The organism is Parashewanella spongiae (genome assembly GCF_004358345.1).
In the GTDB taxonomy this organism is placed as follows: domain Bacteria; phylum Pseudomonadota; class Gammaproteobacteria; order Enterobacterales; family Shewanellaceae; genus Parashewanella; species Parashewanella spongiae.
In genome coordinates, this window is sequence record NZ_CP037952.1 from 3,029,036 (window position 1) to 3,044,092 (window position 15,057).

The 15,057-nt window shown below is 37.4% G+C and carries 12 protein-coding genes and 3 pseudogenes; 10 read left to right on the forward strand and 5 right to left on the reverse strand.

Going from position 1 to position 15,057, the window contains the following annotated elements:
* Positions 1–25 precede the first annotated feature (25 nt).
* Together pstB and phoU are read left to right on the forward strand one after the other, a co-directional pair.
* Complete coding sequence (pstB, locus tag E2I05_RS11815; protein ID WP_121854225.1) at positions 26–850, forward strand: phosphate ABC transporter ATP-binding protein PstB; 825 nt, start codon at positions 26–28, stop codon at positions 848–850.
* A 45-nt stretch (positions 851–895) separates the two neighbouring features.
* Positions 896–1,606, forward strand: coding sequence for a phosphate signaling complex protein PhoU (gene phoU / locus E2I05_RS11820; protein ID WP_121854224.1), 711 nt, complete (start codon positions 896–898; stop codon positions 1,604–1,606).
* 118 nt (positions 1,607–1,724) lie between these two features.
* Here the strand turns inward: phoU and E2I05_RS11825 are convergent, their stop codons facing one another.
* Positions 1,725–2,069, reverse strand: coding sequence for a hypothetical protein (locus E2I05_RS11825; RefSeq protein WP_121854223.1), 345 nt, complete (start codon positions 2,067–2,069; stop codon positions 1,725–1,727).
* 418 nt (positions 2,070–2,487) lie between these two features.
* Here E2I05_RS11825 and E2I05_RS11830 point away from each other — a divergent pair, with 418 nt between their 5' ends.
* On the forward strand, positions 2,488–2,904 hold the full coding sequence (locus E2I05_RS11830; protein ID WP_243641100.1) for a CBS domain-containing protein: 417 nt from the start codon (positions 2,488–2,490) through the stop codon (positions 2,902–2,904).
* 230 nt (positions 2,905–3,134) lie between these two features.
* Positions 3,135–3,503, forward strand: coding sequence for a hypothetical protein (locus tag E2I05_RS11835; protein WP_121854221.1), 369 nt, complete (start codon positions 3,135–3,137; stop codon positions 3,501–3,503).
* A 96-nt stretch (positions 3,504–3,599) separates the two neighbouring features.
* On the opposite strand, the pseudogene E2I05_RS11840 reads toward E2I05_RS11835, so the two are convergent.
* Both E2I05_RS11840 and E2I05_RS22050 read right to left on the reverse strand, forming a co-directional pair.
* Positions 3,600–4,592: pseudogene (locus E2I05_RS11840) on the reverse strand (ISKra4 family transposase); the annotation flags it as partial.
* Between the two features lie 121 nt (positions 4,593–4,713).
* The gene (locus tag E2I05_RS22050) at positions 4,714–4,887 is read right to left on the reverse strand and encodes a hypothetical protein (protein WP_165905521.1); all 174 of its coding nucleotides are present in this window, start codon (positions 4,885–4,887) and stop codon (positions 4,714–4,716) included.
* A gap of 461 nt (positions 4,888–5,348) precedes the next feature.
* On the opposite strand from E2I05_RS22050, the gene radD reads away from it, so the two are divergent.
* The gene (gene radD, locus E2I05_RS11845; protein WP_121854219.1) at positions 5,349–7,091 is read left to right on the forward strand and encodes a DNA repair helicase RadD; all 1,743 of its coding nucleotides are present in this window, start codon (positions 5,349–5,351) and stop codon (positions 7,089–7,091) included.
* 54 nt (positions 7,092–7,145) lie between these two features.
* A complete protein-coding gene (locus E2I05_RS11850) occupies positions 7,146–7,403 on the forward strand; it encodes a GrxA family glutaredoxin (RefSeq protein ID WP_121854218.1) in 258 nt (85 codons plus the stop codon).
* 454 nt (positions 7,404–7,857) lie between these two features.
* On the opposite strand, the gene E2I05_RS11855 is transcribed toward E2I05_RS11850, so the two are convergent.
* Positions 7,858–8,655, reverse strand: a complete 798-nt coding sequence (locus E2I05_RS11855) for a hypothetical protein (RefSeq protein ID WP_133309654.1) — start codon at positions 8,653–8,655, stop codon at positions 7,858–7,860.
* Between the two features lie 674 nt (positions 8,656–9,329).
* Here E2I05_RS11855 and exaC point away from each other — a divergent pair.
* Positions 9,330–10,850: pseudogene (gene exaC / locus E2I05_RS11860) on the forward strand (acetaldehyde dehydrogenase ExaC).
* 931 nt (positions 10,851–11,781) lie between these two features.
* On the opposite strand, the pseudogene E2I05_RS11865 reads toward exaC, so the two are convergent.
* Positions 11,782–12,204: pseudogene (locus E2I05_RS11865) on the reverse strand (ISAzo13-like element transposase-related protein); the annotation flags it as partial.
* A 158-nt stretch (positions 12,205–12,362) separates the two neighbouring features.
* On the opposite strand from E2I05_RS11865, the gene E2I05_RS11870 reads away from it, so the two are divergent.
* From E2I05_RS11870 to E2I05_RS11880, 3 genes are read left to right on the forward strand one after another with little or no spacing between them, the layout of a single operon-like run.
* A complete protein-coding gene (locus E2I05_RS11870) occupies positions 12,363–12,584 on the forward strand; it encodes a hypothetical protein (RefSeq protein ID WP_133309655.1) in 222 nt (73 codons plus the stop codon).
* Complete coding sequence (locus E2I05_RS11875; RefSeq protein ID WP_133309569.1) at positions 12,581–13,645, forward strand: IS701 family transposase; 1,065 nt, start codon at positions 12,581–12,583, stop codon at positions 13,643–13,645. The genes E2I05_RS11870 and E2I05_RS11875 overlap by 4 nt, the downstream gene beginning before the upstream one ends.
* Positions 13,646–13,662: 17 nt before the next feature.
* Positions 13,663–14,955: an IS4 family transposase gene (locus tag E2I05_RS11880; protein WP_244935385.1), complete on the forward strand. Its 1,293-nt coding sequence runs from the start codon at positions 13,663–13,665 to the stop codon at positions 14,953–14,955.
* Positions 14,956–15,057 lie beyond the last annotated feature (102 nt).

The following is a 15,057-nucleotide window of genomic DNA, read 5'->3' on the forward strand; positions in this document are numbered from 1 at the left end:
ATAGCTGATGTGATTAGGACTGAATATGATTTCTATAGATCAAACACAATTTAACACGGAAAAAGAAAAGCTTAACTTAGCTGCTCTGCCTGAGAATCAAACAGCATTGCAAATCCGTGATTTAAATTTACGTTATAGCGACAAGCCCGCACTGATTGATGTTTCGATGAGAATACCGAAGAAACAAGTTACTGCTTTTATTGGGCCAAGTGGTTGTGGTAAATCTACTTTACTACGCTGCATTAACCGTATGAATGATTTGGTTGATAACTGCCATATTGACGGGGAAATACTGCTTCACGGACAAAACATTTATGATAAAGGTGTTGATGTTGCCGCTTTACGTCGCAATGTCGGAATGGTTTTCCAGCGCCCTAACCCTTTTCCAAAGTCAATTTACGAAAATGTAGTTTATGGATTGCGTCTTCAAGGAATCAATAACCGTCGTTTACTAGACGAAGCGGCTGAACGCTCTCTCAGAGGCGCAGCTATATGGGATGAAGTTAAAGACCGACTACATGATAACGCTTTCGGGTTATCTGGTGGTCAACAGCAGCGTCTGGTTATCGCTAGAGCTATCGCAATTGAACCTGAAGTTCTACTATTAGATGAACCAACTTCAGCATTGGATCCTATATCAACATTGACGATTGAAGAATTAATTACTGAATTAAAATCAAAATATACGGTTGTTATTGTCACCCATAACATGCAACAAGCGGCAAGAGTATCTGATCAAACAGCATTTATGTACATGGGAAATTTAATCGAGTATGAAGATACCAATACTATTTTCACTACTCCACGCCAAAAGAAAACTGAAGACTATATTACCGGCCGATATGGATAGTAATCTTGCTCAGCAAGTTAAGTGTTTAAGAATTTTGAGGTTAACATGGATAACATTAGTTTAAATAAGCATATTTCTGGGCAGTTTAATGCTGAATTAGAAGATATTCGTAATCGTGTTCTGGCTATGGGCGGTTTAGTTGAAAGACAACTGGAACAGTCGTTAGATGCATTAAGTTCTTTGGATTCGAATTTAGCTAAAAAGATAATCGAAGGCGACCACAGAGTTAATGGTATGGAAGTATCAATTGATGAGGAGTGTGCACGCATCATTGCAAAGCGTCAACCCACAGCCAGCGATCTTCGCCTCATTATAACAACGACAAAAACCATTACTGATTTAGAACGCATAGGTGACGCTTGCGTTCGTATTGCCAAGTCAGCTTTAGAGAAACGCACCAATAACCAACAGCCTCTATTAGTCAGTATTGAAAGTATGGGCCGTCATGCGACTCGTACTCTTCATTCCACCTTAGACGCATTAGCGCGCATGGATGCCGATGCTGCATTAGAGATCCATAAAGAAGATGTTAAGCTAGATAAAGAATATGAAGGCATTATCCGCCAACTCATGACTTACATGATGGAAGATCCGCGTTCAATTCCCGGTGTGTTAGACGTGCTATGGGCTGCGAGGGCTATTGAGCGTGTAGGTGATCGTTGTAAAAACATATGCGAATACATTATTTATTACGTCAAAGGAAAAGATGTGCGCCATACTTCATATGAAGATATGGAAAAGGATGTTCAGAGCTAACCAAATCAATTATTTAAAGTTTAAATATACCCGTAATAACTTTCACTGATTGCGGGTATATATTTATGAGATTTATCATTTTAAATTAATATTAGTAACTTAGTCAGCCTACTTTGTTTCATTTTGGGCAGGTATCACCAGCCGTGATTGGGTGTTCAAGATCAATATTTACGTCCCAGACTAAGGGGTTAAATGGATCCCAAAATTTGAAAGTGCCATTAGAAATCAAAGGTGCGATATCAAATTTTAAAGGATCTGGTTTCCCAATGTCGATTACGACCTGTCCCGAATCAAATGAGCAAGTTGCATCTACATAATGTTCTGTATGTCTAATTTTTCTATCAAGTAAATGAGCGTCACATTTGTAAACATTCATTTCGATGTAATCACCTTTATAAACAATTGCATTTGCCATACTTGATATTGAAAAAACTAGAGGAATTGCAACGTATTTTATATTCATAATTAACTCCAATTACCAGTCTCTAACAAAATCAGCTTACTGTTATTAAAATAAAAACGTAGTTTAATTAAATATGCTCCTCCACTTTTTAAGTAATTAATATGGAAAAACTTAAAATTTAAAATCCCCCCAAGCTTTGTATCTATAAAATTTGATACTATCAGGGTAAATAAAAACATATAATAAGTAGAAAATATAAATTAGTTCTTCACTATCTAACGAAAATATAACTACGAACGTTTCAATTGCTTAAAAGTTAATATACAAAAAACACCTTTAAAAACACAGTAAACACTTAACAAAATAAATTTAGCCAATAGACTTTATTGCACTATTGTTAACATGCTAACCGTACAGTATTAATAATTGCCCTTCTATAGACAACTTGATAAGACTCTAATTATGGGATAAGGAAAAAATGATGAAAGAATTAATAGTTAAAGACTTTATGCAATCCCACGTTCCAACAATAAACCCCGAAACTGAACTCAGTAAAGCAATTGATTTATTAAAAAAACACCATTTGATTGGTTCGCCTGTCACTGACACTGATAAAAAGCCCATAGGTTACCTTTCAGAACATGAATTACTTAAACCTATGCTACATGCTAGCTATTACTGCGACTCAAACTTAAAAGTTTCGGATGTTATGCGACATGAATCACTTACCGTTTCCGAAACTAGCTCTCTATTTAACCTTGCTGAAAAAATGCTAGAAGCAAAACCTAAAAATTATCCTGTTGTAAACGAAAAAGGCCAAATCATTGGCGTTATCACCCGGACTCACGTTCTTGCTGCCCTCTCAGAAGCCTACAATCATTGTCACCCGGTTTAGTCATGGATTATTTACTATAAGGGCTTAATTCATTTCGCATTAAGCCCTTATCAACAAAAGTAAGGGCATTTATTGATTTTATTACTGACTCTCTGGCTTCATAAAAGTATTTAATACTTAACTATTTGTCTTATAAAAAATTATGCTTTCAACTTAACCGTCAATATGTTATTTTTTGGCTGGAATTTTTAACATGTCATTTGCAAATAAATTACATGGAGAAGCAATAAATGTACATAATCCTAAGTATGGCGGCTTTAATGTATGCCTTCTTTATGGCTTGTAATGCGCTTGATCGTTCAGAAGAAAAAGAAGGGCATAATCGCAATTCCTATCTTTGGTGTATTTGGTTTGGGTTTACTATCCGTCTTCAGGGACTTGTTTCGATATTTTATGCTGGCTACGAATATTTCGTAACTGGATACACTATAGAGCAGCCAGTTTTAGCATTAATCGGTGTGCTAATGTTTACTATGTCATTCACTGTCTTAAACAAAAATAAAATTGCTTGGTTTGTAGCCACAGCTATTACACTCAACCCGATATACTGGGTACTCAACGTTATTTATTTCACAAAAAATAAAGAATGTTTTAAATAATACCAATTAGATAAAGTCATTGAGTGTGGGTCTTTTAAAACGACTAAGTTATCCACATCCGTATAACCTCTGTTTGGATTGCTTTTTGTGATACTCCTAATATTTTTCAAGATCACCACTCGACCTTAACGACCTAAGTTTTAATATGGACTCTGCACCTTCAAGGCTCCATCTCGCTCCAGTGATATCCAGCCTATCATTAATCAGATGACGACAAGCTCCCTCAATAACACCGCTAGCAATTGGAAAACCCTGCTCTAATGCTTTGCCGTATTCTAATCTTGATTTGTTTTTTAATAGATAACCGATGCACTTATCAATACCTTCTCGTTGTTTTAATTTCCGTTTTGTTGCACTGCCCCCAAGGCCTTTTGCTACTTGTGATGCATTTCCTCGTAAGATTTCAGTTTCCCGCTTTTCTATCCAATCTTCGACTTCTGGATCATCTTTTTCAAATAAGCACCATGCCGCTTTCCACTGATATTCAAGCACATGAATGAAATCCATGACCACCGTTGCATCGATGTTGAGTTTCTTCATCACTCGATAAATTTGTTTTAACTGATGAGGATGACCGTCAACGAGTACAACCCACTGGCGACTTTGAGTTGGGTCTCGTTCAAGAACTTCTAAAAATGCTTCCTCAATCACTGTCTCAGCGCTTCTTTCTACGCTTGCCCAAACGCGTTTATTTCTTGGTGGCACACGCAATGGACGAACATTTGAATTATCGTTTCTCGACATGATTGACTCTGGGCTACGATGCAAAGGCTTAGTGGTGTATACCGCTGCAACTTCTGCCATTCGTTTGCGGTCTTTCTTTTCTCCAGCACTTAAACGTCCTTTGAGTTTCTGTTGTTTTGCTCCCTTTTTCGTACACTTTCTCAAACTATTAGGTTGCATAACAGTGCCTTTGCCATCCATGGTCAACACCAGTAAATCTGACGTATTTTCCGGAGAAAAGTAGCGTTGCTGAAGATAGAAACCATCAGAATCTTGTGCAATATCCTGCACAATGTTCCTTGCTTGTCGCTTGGGCGTGTACGCACCTGTGGTGGTATTTATTGAGCTGATTGCATCATCATATGAGCCTTTGACTGCTTCCTAATAAATTTCGTTTGCAGTTATTTTTCATATGATTCAGTGCAATGCTATGATCGGAATAAACTTGCTGACGGGGCTCTTCAGCGGTTTTGATATCTAGGAAACCTTATAATAAACACCCCAATAACTCAGTTCCTTCGGTATCGATGTAAGCTTCAACTTCTCCATGACTCTCTTGCTTAACTTGTTTGTCTTCGAGGTGCGAAATAATACGTTCGAATTGTAATTTTGCTTCAGAAAAGAATGAATATTCGAGTGAGTTTGAGTATGCTAGTTTCATGAAAGGAGCCTTTTAATAGACTTGTTGTGTTTGCAAACTGATAAGTACTATAAAATTGCTCCTTTCGCACTATTTATTAAACCCACCCAATTGATAATTAATGATCTTTTCATGCTTTTCGTCGTTCTAAAAGATCTACACCCAAAGTCATTTAATTACGAAAGCCAGTATTACTGGCTTTTTATTTATAACTTGAGAAAATCACATCTAAAACCTATGAGTCACAAAGAATACAGCAGTAGTCTTCTCTAGATGAAAATACAGCCATCGCCGTGACAGAAAGAATAAAAAATTGTCAAAAAGCAAACTATTCATAATAAAGCAATTATGGCTTTAGCCAACCCGTATCAAAGCAATAATTTATTCAGTTTCAACAAAAAACAACAAAAGCATAATCGAACGTTCTTATCTGAAATTAGAAATGTTAAAATCTATAGCAACAATCATCACCAGCATTTCACTTGAAACTTAGCCTTAGAGATTACCAACAAGACTCTGTCGATGCGGCAATCGAACATTTTAAATCATCAACTGACTCTGCTGTCATTGTTCTTCCTACTGGAGCAGGAAAAAGCATTGTTATTGCAGAATTAGCAAGGATAGCAAAAGGTCGCGTGCTTGTTTTGACGCACGTAAAGGAGTTAGTAGAACAAAATGCCCAAAAGGTCGGGCTACTAACTACAGCTGCAGATATCTACTCCGCGGGTTTAAAACAAAAAAAAACGGCTGGTAAAACGGTTATAGCTAGTGTGCAGTCAGCAGCAAGAGCCCCAGAAAAATTTTCAGAATCGTTTTCTCTTGTAATCATTGATGAATGCCATCGCATTAGTTTAAGCAAAGACAGTCAATACCAGCTTTTACTTGATCATTTGCAACAAATTAATCCAAGTATTAGGTTACTTGGGTTGACCGCCACTCCGTATAGATTAGGAACAGGTTGGATCTACCGCCACCATTACCATGGTAAGGTTGGTAATACTGAAAACCCCGTTTTCGAAAAATGCATCTTTGAACTACCTATTCGCCCACTCATCAAACGTGGATTTTTAACAGAACCAAAAATGCTTGATGGTGTAATGGCCCAATACGATTTTAGCTCTCTTTCAGCATCTTCCAGCAGTGATTACAGTGATGCCAAAGTAAATTGCATTCTCTCCCATGCTGGTAGAGCCACAAAAGCTATTGTCCAACAAATACAGTCATTGGGACAAAATAGAAAGGGCGTTATCATTTTCGCTGCTACAGTGAGGCACGCACAGGAAGTCGTTTCTTACCTTAAAGATAGTCAAACGGCACTTATTACCGCTGATACTCCTCAGGATGAGCGTGATCGACTTATAAAGTCATTCAAAAATGAGCAATTTAAATTCTTGGTGAATGTTGCGGTCTTAACGACAGGTTTTGATGCCCCTCATGTTGACTTTATCGCTATTTTAAGACCAACAGCCTCCGTGAGTCTTTTTCAACAAATGGTAGGAAGAGGTTTAAGGCTATCAGAAGGAAAACAAGACTGTTTGGTCATTGATTACGCAGCTAATGGATACGATTTATATTTTCCCGAAGTAGGCCAAGTAAAACCAAGTAGTCGTTCTGTTCCAGTACAGGTGTACTGCCCTGTTTGTAATTTCGCAAATACATTTTGGGGCCTAACAGATAATGACGGAGATTTAATTGAACACTTTGGTCGTCGTTGCCAAGGTTTAATCGATGAACCAAACTACAAAGGACAATGCGAATATCGTTTTAGATCCAAGTCATGCCCTGATTGTGGCGCTGAAAATGATATTGCGGCAAGAATATGTCAAACCTGTCAATCGACACTGATTGATCCTGATAAACGCTTAAAACAAGTTCTGTCTCAACAGCATCATCACCTTTTTAAATGCCAAGATATGATCCTACATGCTGAAGACGAAACGTTGAAAGTGCAATATATAGATGTCGATGGCAACGATTTTATTAGAAAGTTTAAAATGGAAACAAAGGCGCAAATTCGCGCAATGTTTGCACTTTTTATTCATCCACATACAAAAGTTCCTGGTATATTACGTCCGAAATATACCACTCCACAGCAAGTCGTTGATGATTCAGATACTTTTAGAAAGCCTGATCTTCTGTTGCTTAAAAAAGAAAAAAAATATTGGAAATTAATGGAAAGTTATTTCGATTACCACGGTCGTTATCAGATAGAAGCGCAAAATTAGCGAAATTTGAGTGCTTATGATATAAAACTGCAAAATTTATTTAAGGAAGTAAAAATGAAAGTAACCATCTATGGTCGTCCTGGTTGTCCATATTGCTCACGAGCAATTCAAATTTCAGAGCAGTTGAGCAAACAACGTAAGGGTTTTAGTTTCAATTATATCGACATGTTCGCTGATGGTATTTCAAAAGAAGCATTAAGTGAAAAATTGAATGTTCCTGTGAGAACTGTTCCACAAGTGATTGTTGATGGCAGTCACGTTGGTGGTTGCACTGAGTATGAACAATATGTAATTGCTAACAAGCTATTGTAATAACAATTACAGTAATTAATCTCTCACTCATCAAGAGCTAAAGGTTTCCAGTACAAGGCGTATGTTCGAAGTACTATATTCCCTACGGCCGCCATACAAAACTGGCGTTCAACGCACTTAGTGCTTTTGTCGGGATAATTCAAGAGCATGCAACGCAGTAATGGAAGCCTTTAGCCTTGCCCTTAGGGAGCTTGTATGCGCAAAAATTACTTCACCAAATTTTCTCCACGTAGCAATGTAATAACGACGGTTTTGTATGTCGGTAATAACTATGTTTTCACCAATTTCGTTTGTACTTTGTGCGCATACAAAGCTCTGAGTTGAGCATTTAATTACTGTAATTGGTATAAGACAGCAGCGCTTATAGCCAAAGCATCCATTTCCTAGATCTTACATTTTACCTTAACGATTAATCTGTAAGATCTAGTCTGAGCTACAGCTGAGTAATAACCGTTCATTCATTAAAACTATCTGCTTTCATTTCCATCATCAGCCTGTCTCTATCTAAAAGTTCAAAAAATGAAGCGATTAATTTCTGAATAAATGAAGAATCATTATTATTACAATATTCAAAAAATGTTTTAAACTCTTTATCCAATTGACTGTATAAGAAAAGTGATGTTAATTCCAGCTTTGAAAGGTGTCTACGCAAAACTTGCCATGTAGGTGCAACCATAACATTCCCTCCACCACAAACTCCAAAGCCAGAAATAGTGCAATTAGCATTTAGACTGAATACACAGCGATTTTTTAATACTCCAAACAACACCCATTCGGCATCTCCGTGTAAATGAGCATAATCGCAGCTAATTAAACTAATAACGTTTTCTTCATTTACTTCAATATCATAAGTAAATTCAGAGAGATCTTCTTGTGGAACTCCCTTCACCGTCAACCAGTTAATTTCATTTAGAACTTCATCAGCCTCTTCATGTCGTATGCTTTCTGGAATAGGATTTAACTTAATTCGACTAATATCCTCTATTAATTTATGCAGTATTTGATCAATATATGTTGATTTTATCGATTGCTTTTCGAGCTCTATAGCTAGCTTTAAAGTATCTAATAATGATAGGTCAACTAGAAGCCTATCAAGTTTTGATATTTCAGGGGAGTCCAGAAAGTTTATCAAGTGATCGGCATTAATTTTGATGGACTGAATAGAAGGTAATAGTAAAATTGGATGCGTTCTACTTGCTAACATTGCCGAAGATATACTGGAAACGCCATCTATTGTAGATGATATTGACATATTTTAATTACGCAGCTTCAAATAAAGATTACATTGTCGGTTAATAACCGTTATACACTATATAATTTATTGCTATAAAACAGATTTAATAAAGTCTCTGACTTATTGGGAATAAGAAAGAACAAGTCGAGTTAAATTAACCCTTCTATGTTTTACATGACCGATAACTAAAACCTTTAAATGGCTCTTGTACCACTTTAAATAAGTACCTGACGATAAATTATTAAACATTTTACTCATATCTTAAGCACTTTACAGCGTTGTGTCTCAAGTTGCATAGCTACGGCTATGCGTCCCTCCCCACGCCTTGTATTGCACTCAAACTATGAACAAAAAAGTACTCAATAACTTATACTCAGGTACTTAAGGTCTAAATTGGGAAATCAGTGAGTTGATGAGTTCCATAGCTGTTAGGATCATTTTGGTACAACAGCCTATGATAATCCTAAAAAAATCGGTTGAACGCACAATTTAACTTTAATTTATTGAAGTTAAATATAAAATTAAGCAACCCTAATTCACCCATCAGGTGAGTGCTGAACATTCATATATAAAAATTCTTTTCCACTAAAATTTGAGTTTTCATTTCAAGAAAACTATTCCATTTTATCACTTACGGTGTTAGTTATATGCCTTTAGAGTTTGATTATTACTGATGGAATAGGAGTAATTTTATGATCTATGAAGCACCTGGCAAGTCTGGTTCAATCATTCAGTTTAAAAAGCGCTATGAAAATTTTATTGGCGGAAACTGGGTTGCACCTGTTGATGGAAAATACTTTGAAAACACTACACCCGTGACTGGTGAGGTAATTTGCGAGATCCCTCGTTCAAACAATCGAGATATAGAACTTGCCATAGATGCGGCGCATTTAGCAAAGGATTCTTGGGGAAATACTTCACCCACAGAACGCTCCAATTTATTATTGAAATTAGCAGATAGAATTGAAGAAAATATCGAAATGCTTGCTATTGCTGAGTGTTGGGAAAATGGTAAATCAGTCCGTGAAACGCTTGCGGCTGATATTCCGCTAGCCGTCGATCATTTTCGCTATTTTGCGGGATGCATTCGCGCACAAGAAGGCAGTGCTGCAGAAATTGATGGCAACACCGTCGCTTATCATTTTCACGAACCACTTGGAGTTGTAGGGCAAATAATTCCGTGGAATTTCCCTATTCTAATGGCAGCTTGGAAATTAGCTCCTGCACTAGCTGCAGGAAATTGCGTGATCCTGAAACCCGCAGAGCAAACTCCAGCATCAATACTGTTAGTTGCTGAACTTATTGCCGATATACTTCCTAAAGGTGTGTTGAATATAGTCAATGGGTTTGGAACCTAAGCCGGATCTGCCCTTGCTCAAAGTGAAAGAATTGCAAAAATTGCGTTTACAGGCTCGACACCTGTTGGTTCTAAAATTCTTCAATATTCTGCGACTAATATCATTCACTCTAGCGTCGAACTCGGCGGTAAGTCACCCAATATCTATTTTGAAGATGTACTGGATCATGAGGACGCCTATCTCGATAAAGCTATAGAAGGCGCTGTACTCGCCTTTTTTAATCAAGGAGAAGTTTGCACTTGCCCGTCTAGGCTACTCATTCATGAAAAGATATATGACAAGTTCATTGAACGCGTTATCGAGCGAACTAAACAGATCAAACGAGGAAACCCTCTAGATACAGAGACCATGGTAGGAGCTCAAGCCTCACGAGAACAGTTCGATAAAATTTTAAGCTATCTTGAATTAGGTCGGAAGGAAGGGTGTCAATTTTTAACAGGCGGAGAAATTGAGTCTACAGATTCATCCTTAAGTAATGGTTTCTATATTCAACCAACAATTATGAAAGGTGATAATTCGATGCGGGTGTTTCAAGAAGAAATCTTCGGACCAGTTGTAGGGGTAACCACCTTTAAAACCTTCGAAGAAGCCATCGAAATAGCCAATCAAACCGATTTCGGACTGGGTGCTGGTGTTTGGACGCGAGATATGAATAAAGCATACCGAGCTGGGCGACAAATTCAGGCTGGACGCGTATGGACTAATTGCTATCACAGTTATCCTGCTCACGCTGCTTTTGGCGGATATAAAAAATCAGGAATTGGGCGAGAGACGCATAAGAAAGCTTTAGAACATTATCAACAAACGAAAAATTTACTTGTGAGTTATGATGTAAACCCGCTGGTTTTTTTCTAAAATCGAGTAGGAGGGAGCCTCACGGCTCCCGTCCTCTCACACCACCGTACAAGCGATGTCGCATACGGCGGTTCCAATTATACGCTTAACTTATTGTACCCTTCTAAAAACAAATACAATCCCATATCTTTAAACCTCTGATTTGGTAAAGCTTGATTGAGTTGTGGCGTTTTAGAGAGTTTCCACCAACCTTTATCAGATTTCGCAAGTTTCCAAGTATTGTGCTCTGTTACGCCTAGAGTCTGTTGATCTTTCGTGATTTTTTTGCAGCGATAAATTGGTTATTTTATGCAAGGCAAAGTTTGTGAGGTTTGGTTGTTATCGACATACAAAACTGTCGTTACTTCGTTTCCAAATAAGAAAACGATAACGCAGCAGAAATGACCAATTTACGCTGTCTTCGATGCTTTTGAGCATTCACTGTTCTGTGTTATGACCAGCTCACTTAGATGGCTAAGCATCACTGCTCACGCTTTGAACAGATAAACCTAAATAAATCGGTCTAACGCACAATTTAGCTTTAATCTATTGAAATTAAATACAAAACTAAACAACCCTAATTCACCCATCAGGTGAGTGCTGAACATTCATATACTTGCCAAAACCACCGCTAGCTGCGTTATAAATTTTGCAAGTAGAACCACTACTTGCTGCTATTCATGCCTTGCTATCAGTAATTTTTTCTGCGTATATGAACGCTCCCAACCGATTTATTTAGGATAAATGCTCAAATAGCACAAAATTTAATCCTGAAAGATCAACAGATCCTTAGGGATCTAGCATTTAAAAATCTACCGCAACTGGAGTGATTGTAAGATCCCACTTTGGTAATTCACTATTTCTGACTATTTTACCTGACATTGCGCACACGGAATAGCTATGTGGTTGATGTTGAATAAGAAATCACTCTTTATCTATATTTTATTTAAAATTAACCGATATGAACATTTTCACAACGCAAAGGTGAGTAACCATTCATTAATTTTGGGTTTTTAATAGATGTGCTCAATGTCAGTTTTACTTTCCAGTTCTTCTTTTCTTTGCTATTGAGCTTGATTCCCTTTGAGTAAACTTTATCAATTAAATTGACTACTGGTCTCATTGCTTTCCATGTCATTGTTTTTGTCCACTCTATTACCGTTTTGGCTGTACTCAGTAATGTGCCATTCCAATGTCTCTCTAACGATGACCAGACTCGTTCAATCGGGTTATATTTACTATAATATGGTGGGTAGTAGACGTTTCGAACCTTTAGTTTCGATTGTTCACTAAACGCTACTAATCTAGACAGGTACTGAGTACGACAGCCGCTATTTTCAGGGCCATTATCTGAAAAAATAATGAGTTCTTCGACTTCTGGATTTTCACTTTCAACTCAAGTTTCGGAGTTCAAATTCAATAATGAAGTGAGCGTATTTTACTGATATATAAATAAAAGATGAGAGTTAATGTGTTATAATCTTGTTGCTTAGACAAAAACTAAAACACACCAACTCTCAGACAAATATTGACATGAAATCACTTTCTCTACCATCACTTACTTCTAATTTTTTACAGCGTTCAGGCATTCAAATTGATAATTCGTTAAGCACATCATGGAAACAGCTTGGTTTTGTTTCAATGTTGACATCTTGTGGTTTCAGTAAACGTTCGGGTATTGAAGCAACCGAAGTCATTTACTTACTAACTCATGTTACGCACCGCCTAAAAATTAGTGGCATAATCAAGCTATGAACGATGAATTACTAGAGCTGTATAGCGATTACCAACTATCTAGCTTTGGACAAGTAACAGCAACAGGGATGTCAGACTTACTAGATGGTGCTTACAGTCATGATCAGGTAACAAGACTCCTTTCTACTAACGAGTTCACCAGTAAAACTCTTTGGGGAATGGTTAAATCCACTGTAAGACAGGTCGAAGAAGATGATGCCGTTCTTATTTTCGATGATACGATTGAAGAAAAGCCTTATACGGACGAAAGCGACTTGATCGCTTACCACTACGACCACACAAAAAATCGAACCGTTAAAGGGATTAACCTTCTTAATTGTCTTTACTACTCCCAAGGTGTATCAATTCCAGTATCTTATAAGTTGATCACTAAGCCAATTCCCTATTGTGATCTGAAAACTAAGAAAGTTCGCAGAATGTCTGAAACAACTAAGAATGAAGATTTTAGAGAGCTTTTACAAATTAGTTACCAAAACCAACTTAAATTCAAATATGTTCTAGCAGACAGTTGGTTCTGTTCAAATGAAAATATGGTGTTTATCAAACACAAATGCCACAAGGATTTTATCATGGCGTGCAAATCTAATCGTCTTGTTTCTTTGAGTGAAGATGATAAGAAGCATAAGAAATCACAACGGGTTGATACACTTGAGTTTCAAGAAGGGCAGTCTGTCAAAGTTTGGATATCTGGGGTAGATTTTGAGTTACAGTTATCCAAGAAAGTCTTTAAAAACAAAGATGGAAGTACAGGCGAGCTTTACTTGTTATGCAGTGATTTAAGTTGTGATGATGAGTTCATCCAAGCGGTCTATCAAAAACGATGGAACGTTGAACTCTTCCATAAAAACCTGAAGTCAAATGCGGCAATTACCCGTTCTCCAGCACATACAGTTAAAACACAAAGTAATCATCAATTTTTATCAATTTATAGTGCATTTAGGCTTGAAACCTTAGCTTTAAAACTGAAAATGAATAAATTTCAACTGAGGGCGAAACTGTATATAAAAGCATTAAAAACAGCCTTTACAGAACTTCAAACTCTAAAAGCTGTTAGTGCGTAACATGAGTTACTAATGCTTTGGATTGGTTGAAGGTTGATACCATATCTATGTTTGCTAAAGAGTCACTACTCAGCTTTTCTTCTGCTAAGAAAGATGTGCTTTATGATTTACTCAACCGAGAAGACTTGAATTGGAGAAAACTGCAACTTTACACCGCTAAAAAACTCATAAAACAGGAAGGCAAGAGTAAAGTCAGAGCTTTTGTTGTCGATGATTCAGTAAAGCAACGTCGTGGTAAGAAAATGCCCGGCGTATCCACTCACTTCGACCATTTGACAGGGCGTTGTGTTATGGGACAGCAAGTACTGAGTTTTGGCTACGCTTCTGATAGTCAATTTGTCCCACTGGATAATGAACTCTTCATCAGTCAAACCAAAGCACAACCTCTAACCGGTAAATTTAAAGATGAGCGCTCAATAGTCGCTAAACGTTACAAGCAATCTGTGGCTCAAACTAAGCCTGCTATGGTTGCAGGTATGGTTAAACGTGCGCTGGGAGTAGGTATTGAAGCTGATTATTTTCTTGCAGACTCTTGGTTTGCCACCAAGCCTATTATCAGCATGACGCTTGAGCATGATTTGACGGCTATTCTCCGAATGAAAAAAAACAAAATGAAGTACCGCTTAGCGGATAAATCAGAGTGCAGTGCCGCCGAACTATTCAAAACTCAAGTAAAAGGCCGATGGCAAAAACTAGCAGGGTTGCCTTATCAAACAAAGTCCATTGTCGTTGAGTTGAATCTAGCAGAAACGGCAAAGCTTGAGCCGAATTGGATTAAGGTTAAACTCGTCTTTTGTCGAGGTGTTAATCCTGATAAGAAAAAAGGAGGTAAACACGATTGGGCATTATTTTTAAGTACGGACGCTTCGCTAAGCGATGAAAAAATTCTTGAGATTTACGCTTTGCGTTGGGGAATTGAAGTGTACTTCAAGGAAGCCAAACAACATCTTGGCTTTTTGAGTGAGCAAAGTCGTCATTACAGTGCTTATATTGCTTCAATTCATCTAACAGGGTTGAGGTTTTGCTTGCTTCTGCATGCGAAGCAAAATGATGAAAACAGCAAAGTCTGTGACTCAAGGAACCTACTTTGCGACAGTCTACAAAATTTAGATTTTGCTTGTAAATTATGGGGCTTATTTAAGGCTTTGATCAGCGATGCAGTTTCTAGTATTTCTTCGTTATCAACAACAGAAAGCGAAATCATACTGAATAAAATCAACGAAGAAGTGACCTCGTTTTTTAATCAAGTCATGCAAATGGATACTTTTACATTACGCCAAGAGGCTATTTCTACTGGAAAGTACCCATGATTTTAGCTAAAAATGAACTCCGAAACTTGAGTTATAATATTGTCGTTGTTCTATGATGTTCATTTTATGATGCGATCATACTAAAAAGTGTGCTTGCTAGTA

Bases quoted from the DNA above. Each gene is read 5' to 3' on its own strand.
- pstB (WP_121854225.1), top strand. From the start codon at position 26: ATGATTTCTATAGATCAAACACAATTTAACACGGAAAAAGAAAAGCTT.
- phoU (WP_121854224.1), top strand. From the start codon at position 896: ATGGATAACATTAGTTTAAATAAGCATATTTCTGGGCAGTTTAATGCT.
- E2I05_RS11825 (WP_121854223.1), bottom strand. From the start codon at position 2,069: ATGAATATAAAATACGTTGCAATTCCTCTAGTTTTTTCAATATCAAGT.
- E2I05_RS11830 (WP_243641100.1), top strand. From the start codon at position 2,488: ATGATGAAAGAATTAATAGTTAAAGACTTTATGCAATCCCACGTTCCA.
- E2I05_RS11835 (WP_121854221.1), top strand. From the start codon at position 3,135: ATGTACATAATCCTAAGTATGGCGGCTTTAATGTATGCCTTCTTTATG.
- E2I05_RS22050 (WP_165905521.1), bottom strand. From the start codon at position 4,887: ATGAAACTAGCATACTCAAACTCACTCGAATATTCATTCTTTTCTGAA.
- E2I05_RS11850 (WP_121854218.1), top strand. From the start codon at position 7,146: ATGAAAGTAACCATCTATGGTCGTCCTGGTTGTCCATATTGCTCACGA.
- E2I05_RS11855 (WP_133309654.1), bottom strand. From the start codon at position 8,655: ATGTCAATATCATCTACAATAGATGGCGTTTCCAGTATATCTTCGGCA.
- E2I05_RS11870 (WP_133309655.1), top strand. From the start codon at position 12,363: ATGAAATCACTTTCTCTACCATCACTTACTTCTAATTTTTTACAGCGT.
- E2I05_RS11875 (WP_133309569.1), top strand. From the start codon at position 12,581: ATGAACGATGAATTACTAGAGCTGTATAGCGATTACCAACTATCTAGC.